Here is a 17,376-nt window from a genome sequence, read left to right on the forward strand (position 1 = left end):
GCAAATGTATGAAAACTTAAAATAGCAGTCAATCACTAGATGTAGTGATATTTTTTATTATCAGCATAAGCCTAGAATAGGAATATTGAACTTAAACGGGTGGTTAGATGAATGAAATTAAGTAAAAGAAAACCTTGATATTATTATTGTATTTCGTCTTTCCCGATGGAGTTTTCGATCTCCATTCCCTTAATTTTCAAAAACTTTACTTACCTTTGTTTGATTTTAAGACGTTAAGAAAAAAATTTATGATTAATCCGATTACAAAGAGTATCGATTTAGGTGATGGAAGGACTATCACCATTGAAACCGGAAAATTGGCAAAACAGGCTGATGGGTCTGTAATGGTACGGATGGGTAATACGATGTTATTAGCCACTGTATGTGCCGCAAAAGATGCAAATCCGGGTGTTGATTTTATGCCTTTACAGGTAGAGTATAAAGAAAAATTTGCAGCATATGGCCGCTTCCCGGGAGGTTTTCAACGCCGAGAAGGACGTGCTTCAGATTACGAAATATTGGTTTGCCGCTTGGTAGACCGTGCACTTCGTCCATTGTTTCCGGACGATTATCATGCGGAAGTATTTGTTAATGTGACTCTATTCTCTTCCGACGGTGAAGATATGCCTGATGCATTGGCCGGATTGGCAGCTTCGGCAGCTTTAGCTGTTTCAGATATACCGTTCAATGGTCCTATCTCAGAAGTGAGAGTAGCTCGTGTTGATGGACAATTCATTTTAAATCCAACATTTTCTCAACTAGCTAAAGCTGATATGGATATCATGGTAGGTGCTACTATTGATAACATTATGATGGTGGAAGGTGAAATGAAAGAAGTTTCGGAAGCAGAAATGCTGGAAGCTATCAAGTTTGCTCACGAAGCAATTAAAGTACAATGTCAGGCTCAGATCGAATTGATGGAGCTTGTTGGTACTACAAAAAAACGTGAATATAGCCACGAAACAAATGACGAAGACCTACGCAAAGATGTTTGGGAAAAATGTTATGATAAAGCTTTTGCTGTAGCAGCATCAGGAAATACAAACAAACATGAGCGTGTAGATAACTTCAAGGCTATAGAAGAAGAATATAAAGCGAACCTTACTGAGGAAGAGCTTGCAGAAAAAGGTGCATTGATTTCTCGTTACTACCATGATGTAGAAAAAGAAGCGATGCGTCGTTCTATCTTAGACGAAGGAAAACGTCTTGATGGTCGTACAACAACAGAGATACGTCCTATCTGGAGCGAAGTAGATTATCTTCCGGGAGCTCACGGATCGGCTGTTTTCACACGTGGTGAAACACAATCATTGACAACTGTAACATTAGGTACAAAGCTTGATGAGAAAATCATTGATGATGTATTGAACAATGGTAAGGAGAGATTCTTGCTACATTATAATTTCCCTCCGTTCTCAACAGGAGACGCAAGACCACAACGTGGAGTAGGTCGTCGTGAAATCGGTCATGGTAATCTTGCACACCGTGCATTGAAACCGATGATCCCTTCCGATTATCCTTATGTTATACGTGTGGTATCTGATATATTAGAGTCGAACGGTTCTTCATCTATGGCTACAGTTTGTGCCGGTACATTGGCATTAATGGATGCAGGGGTGAAGATCAAAAAGCCGGTGACAGGTATAGCAATGGGACTTATCTCAGAGAAGAAAGGTACTAACTTTGCTGTACTTTCAGACATTTTGGGTGACGAAGATCATCTGGGAGACATGGACTTTAAGGTTTGTGGAACAAAAGATGGTATTACAGCTACTCAGATGGATATAAAAGTAGATGGACTTTCTTACGAAATTCTAGAAAAGGCATTGAATCAGGCTCGTGAAGGACGTTTGCATATTATGGGTAAAATCCTTGAGACATTACCTGAACCACGTGCCGACTTCAAAGAAAATGCTCCACGTATCGAAGTGCTAATTATCAGCAAAGAATTTATCGGAGCTGTAATAGGACCCGGTGGTAAAATCATTCAAGGTATTCAGGAAGAAACAGGAGCAACTGTTACTATCGAAGAAATTGATGGTTATGGACGCGTTGAAGTTTCAGCTACTAACAAAACTGCTATCGAAGCTGCAATGGCTAAGATTAGAGGAATCGTTGCTGTACCGGAAGTAGGAGAGGTATATACTGCAAAAGTACGTTCGGTAATGCCTTACGGTGCATTCTGTGAATTCCTTCCAGGAAAAGACGGATTGCTTCATATCTCTGAAATTTCGTGGGATCGCGTAGAAGACATGGAAAAAGTAGGATTGAAAGAAGGTGATAAGATTGAGGTGAAACTTATCGATATCGACCCTAAGACAGGTAAGTTCAAACTGTCTCGTAAGGTTCTTCTTCCTCGTCCTCCAAGACCTGAGAAGCCTGTACAGAAGGCAAACGGAGATGCTCCGGCTGAGGCTTAAGCGCATATATATAATAAAAGCCCCGATTGGTTACCAATCGGGGCTTTTTATTTATCGATATTTTATCTTTTAATAGAAATGCAGATTCTCTTGATGATTATCTTCCAAATAATATTTACAATTACGAAGTCTTTATTTCTATATCGGCAGTATCTTCATCCTCATCCTCCTCATCAGTTTCTTTCGGTGCAGGTTTTACCATAAAGCGGCTCAATTCAAAGAGCAGATAAAGTGGCACAAATACAACCGAAAGGGTAAATGGATCTCCTGATGGAGTGATTACGGCAGATAATACCAATAGTCCGACAATGGCATGTCTTCTAAATTTCTTGAAAAAAGATCTATTTAAAAAGCCCAATTGAGATAAAAGCCATGATACCAAAGGAAGTTCGAATACAATTCCCATGATGAATATCAATGTAAGGAAATTATCCATATACGAATCGAGCGAAATTGTATTCTCGATCATCTCACTTAGCTGGTATGTCGATAAGAATCGGAATGTCATAGGAAATACAAGAAAATATCCTACAGCACATCCGATAAAGAACATACCTGTTCCGAACAGAAATACCCATCTGATACTCTTCTTCTCATTAGAATAGAGAGCAGGGCTTACAAAGCGCCACACTTCAAATGCAAGGTATGGGAATGTCAATATTAGAGCAAACCAAAATGAAGTGGTCATGTGCCTGAAAAACTGCGAAGTAAGATTATAGTTTATAATCTTGATATGAAATGTATCATCGCAGAAGTCGGGCATAAAGGGCACGGATGATGTCACATAACATAGATATTTATACAATACAAAGTCGGCACGGGTAGGACCCATTATCCAGCTGTCGTATATATACGGCATGATTGCAAAACCAAGTATCGCAAAAACAAATAAGGCAATGATAGACCTGACAAGGGTCCACCGTAGTTCTTCTAAATGATCCCAAAAGGACATTCCTCCACTGTTCTCTTCCATAGAAGTATACTACATCAATCTTTTTTAGTTGTTGTATCGTTATCCCCGGTTATATCATCTTCTATACCTTTAACTCCCTCTTTGAAGTTTTTGATACCTTTTCCTAATCCTTTCATTAGTTCAGGTATTTTGCGTCCCCCGAAAAGTAAAAGTACAACTATGGCTATGATGATGATTTCACCTGTTCCCAGATTTCCTAAAAATAATAAGGTATTCATGATTTTTGTTTTTTTAGTGCTTTATGATATTATTTCTGTTAGATTGTTTTCAGTTGACAAAATAATACAAATAATATCTAACAAAGCGGATATGTTTTAATATTTATTTCTTTTTAACACAGTAAGAAAGGCATCTTATTCGTCTCCTTGAATGATCTTGTCTTCTAATGCCGGAGTACAGTACATTTTATATTCTCCATCCTCGTCACAGATAAATATAGCCTCAATCTCAGCGTTGTTATTTATCCATTCCAACGACTTATCTACTCCCGCAACCAGAAATGCTGTGGCATAAGCATCTGCTGTGAGGCAGTCGTTCGCTATCACTGTTGTGGATAGTAGATTATGCTGTGCCGGATAGCCCGTTGCCGGATTGATTGTATGCGTTATTTTTTCTCCATTTTCGATATAAAATTGTCTGTAATTTCCGGAAGTCGCTATTCCTTTATTTGTAATTTGTAAAATAGCTTGCATATCTTGTCCGGGAATGAGGTTGCTTTCGGATGGGCGGTCAATACCTATTCTCCAGTCTTCGCCATGAAGGTTTTCTCCTCTTACTCGAATTTCTCCTCCGATCTCTACAAGATAATTAAGGCATTTATGCTGTTCCAAAAATAAAGCTACAATATCAGCAGAATATCCTTTTGCAATAGCATTTACATTCAATACAATGTTGGGATGATCTTTTACAATGCGTCTGTCCTTGATGCTTATTTTGTCCATTCCTATATACTTTCTCATCTCTTCTATCTGCTCTTTACTCGGTGGACATTTTTCTTGAGAGCTAAATCCCCAGGCCCTGAATAGCGGCTCTGCCGAGATATCGAAAGTATTTTCTGTGTGGGCACTTATTTCTTTTGCTTTGTTGAAGACTGTATAAAAATAATTATCTATTTCTACGTCTTCATTTCTGTTGACTCGCGAAATAATGGATTCATTGTCATATACCGATAATGATTTCTCAAAGTAGGCAAGCAGCTCTTCTATTTCGGGTTGAAAATCTCTATCTTCACTATCTTGATATATAATATTATAACTGGTTCCTTCGGCTCTACCTTGTATATTGTAGTAGAAGGAGCCGTTGTCGGCCATTATTGCGTTCATCTATTCGCTTATATACTTTTTTAGCTATGCGGCTTGTCATAATGAACGGAGAGAAGAATTTCTTTAAAGAAATATACATTAGCTAAATAGATCTTCAAACTACTCCGTCCAATCTGACAAAAGCATATCTAATTTTTCTTATTTGTCGTAGCTTTCTTTTACTAAAGGACAATTTAATAAATAGTCAAGGCTTTTCTTTACACTTTCTTCAGGAGTAAAGCTATATTGCTCTACTTCTACCACAAGATGTTTAACTCCTGCAGCATCAGTGTTGTTGAAGATGGCGTCAAAGCCTACCATACCACTTTGTCCAAGTTCTCTGTTGTCTTTGATATGCAGCAAAGTGAAACGGTTTTTGTATTTATTGAAATAATCTACAGGGCTTTTTCCTCCTCTTACTACCCAGTATACATCCATTTCGAAGAATACATATTCAGGGTTTGTGTTTTCTAGCATGTAGTCGTACATAAGCTTATCTTCGATCTTATTTTTCAGTTCGAAGTCGTGATTGTGATAGCCAAAGAGCATGCCGTTTTCTTTGCATCTCTTGCCTATTTCGTTATAATACTCACAATATGTTTGTAAGTCTTTCAATGTTTTAGGTGTATCCATCCATGGAGTTACAATGTATTTCATTCCTGCTGCTTTGTGTGCTGCAATACATTGATCCCACCATTTAAGCGCTTCTGTAAAATCTTTAGAAGCCAGTTCTTTTTCTGTAAGGCCTTTTCCTGTATGAGAAGAAAGCACTTTCATTCCGGCTTTTTCTATGCTTGCCTTAAATTCTTCAGGTGTTTTTCCATAGAATTTTCCGTCTGCATAGTTGGCAGCCTCTACCGATGTGAATCCCATTTCTCCGGCTTTCTTGATTGTTGCATCGTAGTCTTTAGCAATATCGTCTCTCAACGAGTACAATTGTAGAGAAATATCTTTCTTTACAGGTGCAGCTTGTTGCTGAGTTGCATCTGCTTTTGGATTGCAAGAAGCTAACATAAGGAGAGTAGTAGCTATAATAATTGATACTTTCATGATAATGTAAGATTATTTAAAAGCCAAATCCAAGAAGGGGCAAGCCCTTCAAGGATTTGGAAGATATTTTAATAGAAAAAACTAGTTATTAGTCAAGGATTTTGATTCTGATATTACGGAACCAAACATCATCGCTATGATCTTGAAGACCAATATATCCTTCTCTATTAGGTCCACCACAGTTGTTTAGCAGTTCGAATGCCAAAGGCCATTTTTCTTCGCTAAATTTGCTTGCTTGAAGCATTTCTGTCCATTGTGGAGTCCATAGGTGATATTCAACTACGTTTTCGCCATTTTGTCCATGAACCACAGTTCCTTTGTAAACCATGACTTTCGCTTTGTTCCATTCACCAAAAGGTTTGGAGTTTTGTGGTTTAGCAGGAATCATATCATACAATGACATTGATTGACGATTGTTGTCTTTACCCAATTTTGCATCAGGGTGATTTGCGTTGTCTAATACTTGAGCTTCAGGAGCTGAAATATATATAGGTTCCATTCTTAACTCTCCTGTTTTAGGATCCTTTGTTTGAACCTCTTGTGCCAGATAGAAAATACCGGAGTTGCTTCCTTTAGCCACTTTCCATTCTAGTTCCAGTTCAAAATTTTTGAACTTGTGAGCAAAGATAATGTCGCCACCGTCTTTTTCCTGAGCTTCACCTTTACCAGAACCAGTAAATTTCAGAGCTCCGTTATCTATACTCCATTTTCCAGGTAGGACGTCTTTTCCGTATCCTCTCCATCCTTCAGTAGATTTGCCATCGAAGATAACGATATAACCGTCTTTATCTTTTTTGAATTTAGATAGGTCTACTTGAGGTTTGTCTAATACAGTATATTCAGGTTTCATTGCTTCAGTTGTTTTTGTTGAATCAGTATCAGTCCCTTTTTTCTCAGCATTCTTAGCCCCACCGCCACAAGCAATAAATGCTCCGGCAATCATGCAACAGCTTAATGAATAGATAATTTTTTTCATCTTTATTTTGATTTTTAAATTAAAACAATATTACTTAGTTATGGCATATCAGGCAATTTCCATCCCTGACGATATGTATGCTTGATCAGTTCATTTGCAAATTCCTGAGCATTGATAGGATCAGTCCAGATCTTATTGAACTTAGGGTCGCCGTCAACGATCTTGAAGTCATCCTTAACTAATATCTTAATCTGTTCGTTAGGATCGATATTTGTGAACTTCATATTGTCTCCATCCCAATACAATTCCTTATTCAAGGTCTGCAAACGAATCGCCAATACTCCCATTACTACCATTTCGTTGAATGGGCCTGCTTCGCTGAAATCGGATTTAGTTATTACACGACTGGACGCATCTTCCTTACAAGCGCGTACCCAATCCATTTCGTGAGATGTTTCTACACGGCGTTGTGTTTTAGGCGCTTTCGGAACACGACCCGACAACAACCAAGGGTTCACTCCGTAGCATCCGCAAATTAGTGTATCTTTTGTTCCATGGAAGATAACCAATCCACCGCCTTCGCCCATTAATTGTTTTCCTTGAGGGAAACCTTTTGGACGATCCGGCATCATACCGCCATCATACCAATGTACTTCCACTTCAGGCATACCCACTTTCGGCATATTATCGCGAGCAGGGAATGTCAATTTAACGTGTTGTGCTTGCGGTGCGCAATCCTGCAACAACAAGGTAGATGAACCTTGTACTTTAGTAGGGTAGCCCAAATTCAAGCCTTTGAATACCGGGTGCATGATGTGACAAGCCATGTCGCCTAATGCGCCTGTACCATAATCCCACCAGCCACGCCAGTTCCAAGGAGTATATAATGCATTATAAGGGCGTACTTTTGCAGGACCTGAAAATAAGTCCCAATTTAGGGTGCTTGGTATTTTATCTACTTTTTCAGGAGCATTCAGTCCCTGTGGCCAAATAGGGCGGTCGGTAGCACATTCAACTTTTGTTACTTCACCTATCTCGCCATTGGCAATCCATTCGCAAACGAGGTTAACGCCTTCACCCGATGAGCCTTGGTTACCCATTTGAGTAGCGACTTTATGTTTTTTAGCCAACTTAGTTAGCAAGCGTGATTCATAAACTGTATGAGTAAGCGGTTTTTGACAGTACACATGTTTGCCCATTGTCATTGCATCGGCAGAAACGATAGCATGTGTATGGTCTGCTGTTGCTACTATTACCGCATCAATGGATTTACCCATTTCGTCGTACATCTTACGGAAGTCCCAATATTTTTTTGCATTTGGGAATCTGTCGAATACGCCTTTAGCATATTTCCAGTCTACGTCACATAGTCCCACTATGTTTTCTGTAGCTTCCACAGCTTTGATATTAGCATGTCCCATGCCGCCAATACCAACAGCAGCAATATTCAATTTGTCACTCGGAGCTATATGCCCAAAGTTTTTCCCCAATACAGTGCTTGGGATGATCGTCAGTCCAATAGCGGCTTTTGCTCCTGTTGAGAGGAACTTTCTTCTCGAAATGTCTGATGCCATAATTTTTTTTGTTTTTTGGTTAATATTGTTTTTAGATTTAATGGTATATTTTAGTTTTCACTTTTCACTGCTAAATTGTAAATATATTAATTTATTTCGCCTCTTACTATTTCCTCTTTGTCTTTATCCCAATACATTGTACGACCTTCCAGATATGCACGAGTTCCCATGTGTGCTGTAATGGCTTCGTCGAAAGCAGCATCGATACCACAAGAAGTTTTCTTACTGTTGTCGCGGATACACTCCAGCCATTCTCTGATATGAAGGAATGTTGTATCATACCGTTTCCCTCCCAGATACGAATATAAGAGACCACGTTGTGCAAAATACAACTCGGTGGCAGAAGTTACTGCGTCTACATTGCTTTTGCCCGGAACGTATGTATAGAAAGGTACATCGGGTTTGATGATTCCTTTTTCAATCTTCTCCTTGTATCTTGTAGATCCACTATCTACTTTAACGGTTAGCGTATCTCCGACTTCCATCGATGCATCGTGCCCCATGATTACTTTTCCCCTATTGCGGTTGCTGGCTAATGTTGCACTATATAGCATTGTCATATTTTTATCAGGGAATTCGAATGTTGTTTGCAGCACATCCGGAACGGTTCTTCCATCCTTGAAGAAATAAACACCACCGGAAGAAGTTGCAGAATGAGGAATGCCCACGCCCATCAATTGGTTTACAGCATCGTACTCGTGTGTAAGCAAGTCTCCACTTAGTCCTGTACTGTAATCCCACCAGCAACGCCAACGGAAGAAACGTTCGAGGCTAAACTTATCTCTAGCATCCGGACCCACATATTTGGCAAGATTATGCGCTGTCATATAGTCCATATATTCTTTCACTCTTTCAGGATCACCCTCAAATTGTTTCCAGTCAACTGTCTGTGGGTTTGCTGTAGGATGAATATCATAAACCCAAGCTCCGTTAGGATCATTACGGTTTGTACAAACTTCTATAAGCGTAACAGGGCCAAGTAGTCCTTTGTCTAATATCTCTTTAGCTTTATGATAGCTGTCTACCTGTCTGCCTTGATGTCCTAGCTGAAAAACTACGCCGGTCTGTTTAATAACCTCTCTTATCATGTACGTTTCGGGTACAGTCCACGAAAGCGGTTTTTCTACGTAGACATGTTTTCCTGCTTTTGCTGCATCCATAGCCATTGTGCTATGCCAGTGATCGGGTGTAGCAATAATAACAGCGTCGATGTCGTCGGCTGCAAGCATTTCCTGATAGTGACGATATCGTTTTGGAGCAGGTCCCAGTTTACCGCCTACACCTTCCCTGTTTATATTTGATCCGGCTGCAATACCTTCTTCGGCAAATGTATCGAATATGTCGCACACGCCTGTTAAGACGATATTGAGGTTTTCTTGCTCTCTAAAGAGTTGGTATCTAGTATCCTTTTTGTCTTTTTTTGAAGAGTCAATCAGTTTTTGGAGAGATTCTGGAGTTGCAAATCCAGCAGCTCTTAACAATTGTTTCCCTCTGATGCCGCAACCAATAATCCCTAATCGAATCTGTTTTCCGTTTGGCTGTAGTTCGGGGATAGTTGCTGTTTCTTTACTTAATTTAAAGACGTCGCTCACATCGTGCATCGTCTTATCATATTTTTGCTTCTTATAAACACCATAGGCTAAAGCTCCCAATACAGGAACTGTAACTAATGCCTTCAATGCTTCTCGTCTGCCTTGTGATTCGGGCAGTTGACTGTCGTTAGACTGAGCGTTGTTATCTTTATTTGGCTCTGGAACTATCTTATCTTCGGATGTCATGTTTGTTAAGCTGTTTTGCGTTTTAATAATCTTGAAATGTATCGGTCAAATCCGATAATGTGCGAGGTAGGGAAATATATTAATACCATCAATGCTCCTATCTCTATCAGGTTCTTGTCTATCCATAGATAAGAGCCTTCGGTTGGCATCATAGAATTTGCGCCTATATAAGGTATGTGAGACAAATAGTATAGGCTAAGAAAAACGATACCTCCGATAGATGCATAACGCGAAAAGCAACCAAGTATAAGTCCGAGTCCGACAAGTGTTAATCCGTAGATATTAACATAGTTCGAAAAGGCTAGAAATTCTGCGTTTTCGGCAATACTGTGGAAGAAGTCTGCCATAAATCCTCGTGAATCCATAAGGTAAGGATAAGCAGTCCAACTTGAACTGAAGAGTTTTACAAGACCTTCGTATAAAAAATGCCAGCCAATCAGTAATCTGAGTATTACCAGCCAGAGGGTCTGAGGGCGCGAATAAGATGTTAGTTTATTCATGGGTTAGTAAATAATAAGTTCTGTCTTTTTCAAGAAAGTTAAAATATAGATTGTTTAATTGTTCATATAATTTATAAAAAGCTGAGCATTTTTCTTGTTGTCTTGAGCCTATTTTGTCAATGACAAACAAGACGGCTTTAAGTTTTTGTTAATGAGTGCTATAATGTGCAATCACGGTAGCATTTATTCAATCCTAAAAAGTAAATGAAAATGCGGAATAAAGCTAGGAATATTTTAAATAAGTAAATCTCTCATTACTGTTAAAAAAAGTTGGTATTTATAATAAATTGTATAACAATAGTAAATCTCTTAGAGCAAAAATCTTTTTTTATTCAAAATAATGTAATAAAACAAACGCGTATTTGTGACAATTTAATATTATATGCTATCTGCAGGATAAATTATCCCCAATTGTTTCCTTATTTCATCAATAATTTCTATTGTAATTAATGAATTTTCAAGGCTATTGATTGTCGATTCTTTTTCATTTTTTTGAATTAGGTCAATGAATTCTGCAACTTCAAAATAATACTCATGTGTAGGATTGGGAGTACTTATTATAGTTTCCTCTCCTCCTCGTTTTTTTAGTGTTACTTTGTTTATGATATTTATCCGGTCGGCAGTTATTGTACCCTCTTCTCCCTGTATCTCTGTTGGTAGGCTCGAATCTGCTATTTTGGAATACATGATTGTTGCATCCATGCCTTCATATTCAAAATTAACACTTCCTTGTCCATCGGCTCCTGTAAACAGTTTAAGGCCTGTAGCACTAATTTTTTTAGGTCGCCCGAATAAGACTACCATCGGATATATGGTATATACGCCCAAATCCATTACTGCTCCGTTAGATAATGACGGGTCGAAGGCATTTAATATAACACCTTCTTTTAGTTTGTCGTACCGAGAGGAGTATTGGCAATAACAAGAGAAATATTTACGTATTGTACCTATTTCTTTTAGGTTGTCTTTTATTGTAGAGAAGTTTGGGGTCATTGTCGGCTTCATTGCTTCCATTAGCGTTACATTATACTTCTCGGCTGCCGCTATCATGGCTTTTACCTCATTCGCATTCGATGCAAATGGCTTTTCACAAAATACGTGTTTGCCATGTTGTATACACAATATGCTTTGTGAAGCATGTAGCGAATTCGGTGATGCAATATATACCGCGTCTATCAAATTGCTAGAAACCATATCTTCAAGAGAAGTGAACGTATGGGGAACATTGTGCTTTTTCGCAAATTCATCTGCACGTTCTTGTGTACGGGAATAGATTGCTGCAAGTTCGAAACGATGGTCAAGTCTCGCCGCTTCCAGAACTTTGTCTACTATAAAATTTGTGCCTATAACTCCGAAGCGGACTTTAAATGAGCCATTTTCCAACGATTCCATATATAATAATTTATAGAAAGACAAAGGTAAATATTTATTATTTAAGGAACTAGATAAAAATATTTCATTTGTTCTTAAAATGTTGCTTAATTAAAGATTTTTAGAGACTTTGAGGGCATTTAGTTGTCATTTTATCGATTATTATCTCTGTAGTGCAAACAGAGAGGAATGCACTACAGAGATTTTAATTTTTAATATCCGGGATTTTGCTTCAATAAATTGTTCGCTCCTATCAGACTATAGTGAATAGGGAATCTATTCAGGTCTGTATTGTTAGTTGCTTTATGATCCCACCAATTTTCTGTTACATAGGCATCCCAACGTACTAAATCGGTTCGTCTTCTGCCTTCTGCCAAAAATTCTAATTGCCATTTATCCAGCATGCGGTATTTATCCAGCTTAGAGCCCGTTACAGGGTCAGGGTCGTTGCCATTTGCAAAATAGCGTTTTCGTACGGTGTTGATCAATTCGGCTGCACCATCTTTGTCTCCTGCCCGCATTTTGCATTCTGCTAGTGTATAATAAATTTCGGCAAGGCGAATAACAGGCACGTCCGGATCGAATTTGCGGTTTTTCTCACTCTGATTAGGACGTGGGCTACGTTTAGTAACACGCACACAAGATGCTTCTTCTGCTGTGGCAATTGTAGATGGAAGTGACTCCAATGTCGGATATTCTGCCGATCCAACTTTTGCAAAATAAGCGACCTGATCTCTTACTACAAGTGTTTTTCCGCTGTATTCTCGGCTTCCTGTACATGTCCAGTTTGGATTTGTCGGATTTACAAGTTCTCCCACAATAAACATTCCACGATACTTGCCGGCTCCTTCGTATACATATAGTTGTTTGCGAATATCGTTATCGTTGAACTTGGCATAAGCACCACCCAATTTGTAAGAATATTTTTTACCTGTCGGATCGAGGCTTGGTATTAGTCCAATACCGTTATTAGAGCCTGAACCTTCTAGTCCTCCCAAATAATTTTTGTAGTTGTAAGGTACCATATAGCTCCAGTACATACCATCAGTTTCGAGCTTAGCATTCTCGCTTGGTACAGACCAAATAATTTCGGGACTAGTTTCGTTATCGAAACCGAATATATTTGTCCAGTCTGTATCCAATTTGTATTTGCCGTATTTTCCGTTGATAATATCCTGGCAGATTGTTGCTGCTTCTGAATACTTTTCTTCGCCGATATATGATTTGGCGTTAAAATAAAGACGAGCCAGTAAAGCTGCTCCGGCAGCCCGATTGATACTTCCGTTTTCCAATCCGCCAAGCTCTTCTTTTACAGGAAGATTAGGGATAGCTTCTTTGAGTAATTTCTCTATAAAATCGAAAGTCTCTTTATCAGTAGAACGTCCTTTTACTTCACTCTGTGTAGTGGTATATAGAGGTACTCCTCCAAAGAAATCCAGACCATCCAGATAAAAAGAGGCTACAAGTGCCTTTTGCTGATTTAACATCGATTCTCGTGTGCCTTCAGCAAATCCCAAAGCATCGAAGTTTACTTTTTCTAAATCTTCGAGAGCATCCCATGCAAGAGCCACTCCCATAGCAAAGTTAGTCCATCCTGTTTCTATAAAAGCCATGTCCTCAGTGTATTCATGGTGATGGAATTTTTGATACAAGGCTCCATTATACCAGTCGCTACCACGTGTAGGCAAGCAAAATTCATCGGTACCCAATTCTTGCAACATCCAGCGAGGCTCATTGTTGGCAATATACCAGCGCCAATGTGTAAACGGACGGTTGAAACGTTCCCAAACAGCTTCCTGAGAGGTGTAGAATGTCTCAGGAACTACCTGTGAATAAAATGTAGGTTCTACGCTACACGAAGTAATTGCGAATAGACAAATCGTAATTCCGATTAAGACGGAATTATATATTTTAAACTTTTTCATCTTTTGTGTATGTTTAGAAATTTAACTGAAGACCTAATGTATAAGTGCGGGTTGTAGGATAAAAATCATCTCTTGACCAGAATTTTTCCGTACCACCTTCCCATCCTGTGATATTCACTTGGGGGTTCATGCCGCTATAGCCGGTAATGGTGCAAACATTACCTACGGTTCCGTATATGCGTAGGCGGTCTATCAGTTTCGTATATTTCTTCATAGAAAGGGTGTACCCGAGTGTGATCGCATCTATCTTTAAGAATGTACCGTCTTCGAGATAGTAATCACAGATTTGTTTTTCTCCTTTAATATGGTTGAATTCGCCATATGCTGATTTTAATACATTCGTATTTCCCTGCCCCTGAATTCCGAAGTACATGTTTAGGGCATTGTATACATCAAAGTCGATCCAGCTTCGCAGACTGATTCCCATGTCGAGATTTTTATACTGCAAGGTGTGTCTCCATCCGAGGATGAGCTTAGGTGTATAATTTCCGATGTATTGTTTATCATTTTCGGTTTTTTCGGATGCCGGTATTATTTTTCCTTCTTTGTTGTAGAGTAAGAATTTTCCATCATCGTCGAATCCTGCAAACTTCCAAAGATAGAACGCACCTATTGTAGAACCTTCTTCTATGCGTGCTGCATCTCCCGGGCTACCCGGGGCAGGAAAACCATTTCCGTTGTAATATGTATTATTCCCCCAAAGAGTAAGAATCTTACCCGAGTTGTGACCTAGGTTGAGGTTGCTGTTCCATGTGAAATCTTTAGTACGGATGATGTCTCCGCCAATTTCAAACTCCCATCCTTTACTCTCCATACTTCCTATGTTTTGGTACTGAGAGCCTTGTGTGAATGGTGGTTGAGGAACTTTAACGCTGTAGATAAGGTTGTCGATCTTACGTCTGTAATAATCGAATTTACCATATAGGCGACCATCGAAAAGCGAATAATCCAAACCGAAATTCCATTCTTTCTTTTCTTCCCATCCCAGATTTGGATTTATATTTTGGGTTTTACCAAATGAGTATGCCCATGTTCCGTCAGGAAGCATCCAGTACGCATCAGAGCCCAGCATATCTGCCATATAAGAAGAGCTGAAGTCGTTATTTCCTGTTACTCCATAACCAACCCGGACTTTGAGGTCATCTATCCAGCTTATATTCTTCATAAACTTTTCACCCGAGATGCGCCATCCACCCGATAAAGACCAGAAATCGGCCCAACGGTTGTCTGCGGCAAACTTTGATGAACCTTCGTGTCTGAGTGAAGCCTGTAATAGGTACTTGTTTTGATAGGAATAGTTGGCACGTGCAAATACAGAGAATAAACGTTCTGTGATATCCTTGCCTGAACTCATTCCGGCTTTGCCATCACTCAGATACGATCCGGCACCGATATTCCAAAATTTTATCCCATCCACATCGAAATCGTAATTGGAAACACTGAACCCTTCACCGTTTTTCTCAAAATAAGAATACCCGGCCACAGCATTTAGTACATGTCCGCCATCAAATTCTTTGATGTAAGTTGCGAAACCTTCGGAAGTAAGATTTTCTGTTTTGTCGAAAGTGAGGGTTGCGGCTCCTCTTCTTCTGTCTTCTATCTCTTCTCGGTGATAGCGCGATTTGTAGAAATGGTATTCCCACTGGCGGTTTTCATATCCTATTACTTGCTGGAATGACAGGCCGGGTATAGGTTTTATATTCAATTTGAAAGTAGCTTCGGGCTTGAACCATTTGTCCAGTCCTTCGTAAGTACTCAGGTTAGCATCCGCTAAAACGTTATAGTCCAGTGTTTCGTTGGTCCATACATTGTAGCCTGTTTCGCTATCAGGGTCGTAAGGAGATCTGGTTGGGTTGTTGCGCATCGCCTGCTGGAAGTTTGGATAGTTGTTATTGCGCATCGCCTGACGATAATCTACGCTCGGTCTGATTTCGAGCCATCCGTCAAGAACTTTAAAGTTGGCGTTAAATCTTCCTCCGTAATCCTGACGTTCATCTTTGATTGAAATTCCCTGATTTTTTTCATAAAAAAAGGAAGAATATATCTGAGCATTCTCTGTTCCGGCTTCGAGAGAAAGATGGTGCTTTTGTGAAAAGTTATCATCATTGATAAGCTCTTTCCACCAATTTGTATCTGTACCATAATCTGTACCGATCTTATGCTCTGCATATTCTCTTCCTGTTAGCATCTCTGGAGCTCCGTAATTTTGTTTTTTTGTCATTTCGCTCGAATAAGTCATTTTCACCTTACCGCTTGTATTCGATCCACTTTTGGTAGTAATGAGTATTACACCCGATGCAGCACGTGTCCCATAAATAGCTCCGGCAGAGGCATCTTTAAGGACGTCGATAGTCAAGATATCGTCTTGCGAGAGTGAGCGTATGTCTCCCCCCGGAAACCCATCGATAACGATAAGAGGCGACTTCCCCGAGTTTATGGAAGTCATCCCTCGCAACTGGAATGTAGTTCCTGCATTTGCACTACCGATATTGTTCATAATAAGTCCGCTAACTCTACCTTGTAAAGCGGAGGAAACGTCCGATCCGCCTACTCCTGTCATCAGGTCTTTTGCTGATATGGATGTTACCGAACTGGTTACTTGCTTCTTCTCTAATGTACCATATCCAATTACGACTACCTCATCTAGTGTTTTGGTATCTTCTTGTAGCTGTACGTTAAAAGATGTTTGTCCGGCTACGGATACTTCTTTCGATATATATCCTACAAATGAAATAAGCAAAGTAGCGTTTTCGGGCACGTTGTCCAATCTGGCTATTCCATCGATATCTGTGATATTTCCATTTGTAGTTCCTTTTACCGCTACATTGGCGCCAATTACAGGGCCAACATTGTCGCTTACTGTTACTGTTACTGTTTTACCTTTTTGCAAAGGTGCTGTTTCGTGCACTATGGATTTATTCGTATCGTTTCGGTCGGAGGCCTGAAGGTTGTATGGGCATAATGTGATTCCTGCTATTGTAAAAGTTAATAAGGAAAACATTTTGAATGATCTGATAGGCCGGGTATTAAATTTTTGTTGTGTCTTCATCAATTTTAAGTAAAATTGTTAATAATCGACTTTAAATTTTGGGATTTTGATTAAGGTGTGGTGTGATTTTGGTTTTAGGCTTTTGAATACTATGTTTTCATGGTGGGCATCTCCTTAAAAATGTTTAATATTTGGGCTTACTCTGTTAAATAGGATTTTCAGCATACTCCTTTTAACAAAACAATCATTAATGATAGTTTAAATATGGATAAGGAAATCCTCAAAAGGAAAATTGGTCTGAAAATCAGGAGTATAAGGGAGGGTAAAAACTTATCCATAATGGATTTGGCAGATATGCTGGATATAGAATATAATAATCTGATACGAATAGAAAAAGGGCGTACAAATCCAACAATAATAACATTGTATAAGATAGGTCAGGCATTAAATGTTAAATTGCCTGAAATAGTAGATGTAGATTAAGCAGACAAACTAAAATCTCTGGGCGATTTTATATTGTTGCTTGTTAGTGTTTTATGAAAATGTCGATTTTTTCATACGGATAACCCTTTATCAAAC

At 39.2% G+C, this 17,376-nt stretch carries 13 protein-coding genes; 2 read left to right on the plus strand and 11 right to left on the minus strand.

The window, feature by feature from the left end; all coding sequences use genetic code 11:
• Window positions 1-248 precede the first annotated feature (248 nt).
• The gene (pnp, locus tag BGO84_RS15885; RefSeq protein ID WP_283685644.1) at window positions 249-2,420 is read left to right on the plus strand and encodes a polyribonucleotide nucleotidyltransferase; all 2,172 of its coding nucleotides are present in this window, start codon (window positions 249-251) and stop codon (window positions 2,418-2,420) included.
• 121 nt (window positions 2,421-2,541) lie between these two features.
• On the opposite strand, the gene tatC is transcribed toward pnp, so the two are convergent.
• From tatC to BGO84_RS15940, 11 genes are all read right to left on the minus strand, one after another.
• Window positions 2,542-3,393 (minus strand): twin-arginine translocase subunit TatC, encoded by an 852-nt coding sequence (gene tatC / locus BGO84_RS15890; protein WP_291030680.1) that lies wholly within the window; start codon window positions 3,391-3,393, stop codon window positions 2,542-2,544.
• Window positions 3,394-3,407: 14 nt separating this feature from the next.
• A complete protein-coding gene (gene tatA / locus BGO84_RS15895; protein ID WP_006841533.1) occupies window positions 3,408-3,611 on the minus strand; it encodes a twin-arginine translocase TatA/TatE family subunit in 204 nt (67 codons plus the stop codon).
• A gap of 135 nt (window positions 3,612-3,746) precedes the next feature.
• Window positions 3,747-4,715 carry an FAD:protein FMN transferase gene (locus tag BGO84_RS15900; RefSeq protein WP_291030682.1) on the minus strand — a complete coding sequence of 323 codons (969 nt, stop codon included), beginning with the start codon at window positions 4,713-4,715 and terminating at the stop codon, window positions 3,747-3,749.
• A gap of 138 nt (window positions 4,716-4,853) precedes the next feature.
• Complete coding sequence (locus BGO84_RS15905; protein WP_291030684.1) at window positions 4,854-5,744, minus strand: sugar phosphate isomerase/epimerase; 891 nt, start codon at window positions 5,742-5,744, stop codon at window positions 4,854-4,856.
• Window positions 5,745-5,832: 88 nt separating this feature from the next.
• Window positions 5,833-6,720 carry a DUF1080 domain-containing protein gene (locus BGO84_RS15910; protein WP_135106617.1) on the minus strand — a complete coding sequence of 296 codons (888 nt, stop codon included), beginning with the start codon at window positions 6,718-6,720 and terminating at the stop codon, window positions 5,833-5,835.
• 38 nt (window positions 6,721-6,758) lie between these two features.
• On the minus strand, window positions 6,759-8,234 hold the full coding sequence (locus BGO84_RS15915; protein ID WP_291030686.1) for a Gfo/Idh/MocA family oxidoreductase: 1,476 nt from the start codon (window positions 8,232-8,234) through the stop codon (window positions 6,759-6,761).
• An 86-nt stretch (window positions 8,235-8,320) separates the two neighbouring features.
• Window positions 8,321-10,012, minus strand: coding sequence for a Gfo/Idh/MocA family oxidoreductase (locus tag BGO84_RS15920; RefSeq protein WP_291030688.1), 1,692 nt, complete (start codon window positions 10,010-10,012; stop codon window positions 8,321-8,323).
• 5 nt (window positions 10,013-10,017) lie between these two features.
• Window positions 10,018-10,512 (minus strand): DoxX family protein, encoded by a 495-nt coding sequence (locus BGO84_RS15925; protein ID WP_135106623.1) that lies wholly within the window; start codon window positions 10,510-10,512, stop codon window positions 10,018-10,020.
• 378 nt (window positions 10,513-10,890) lie between these two features.
• A complete protein-coding gene (locus tag BGO84_RS15930) occupies window positions 10,891-11,904 on the minus strand; it encodes a Gfo/Idh/MocA family oxidoreductase (protein ID WP_291030690.1) in 1,014 nt (337 codons plus the stop codon).
• Window positions 11,905-12,095: 191 nt separating this feature from the next.
• Window positions 12,096-13,808: a RagB/SusD family nutrient uptake outer membrane protein gene (locus BGO84_RS15935; protein ID WP_291030692.1), complete on the minus strand. Its 1,713-nt coding sequence runs from the start codon at window positions 13,806-13,808 to the stop codon at window positions 12,096-12,098.
• A 13-nt stretch (window positions 13,809-13,821) separates the two neighbouring features.
• Window positions 13,822-16,857: a SusC/RagA family TonB-linked outer membrane protein gene (locus tag BGO84_RS15940; RefSeq protein ID WP_291030694.1), complete on the minus strand. Its 3,036-nt coding sequence runs from the start codon at window positions 16,855-16,857 to the stop codon at window positions 13,822-13,824.
• A gap of 204 nt (window positions 16,858-17,061) precedes the next feature.
• On the opposite strand from BGO84_RS15940, the gene BGO84_RS15945 reads away from it, so the two are divergent.
• Complete coding sequence (locus BGO84_RS15945; RefSeq protein WP_135106629.1) at window positions 17,062-17,280, plus strand: helix-turn-helix transcriptional regulator; 219 nt, start codon at window positions 17,062-17,064, stop codon at window positions 17,278-17,280.
• The last annotated feature ends 96 nt before the right edge of the window (window positions 17,281-17,376 follow it).

Source organism: Dysgonomonas sp. 37-18, assembly GCF_001899125.1.
Lineage (GTDB): Bacteria > Bacteroidota > Bacteroidia > Bacteroidales > Dysgonomonadaceae > Dysgonomonas.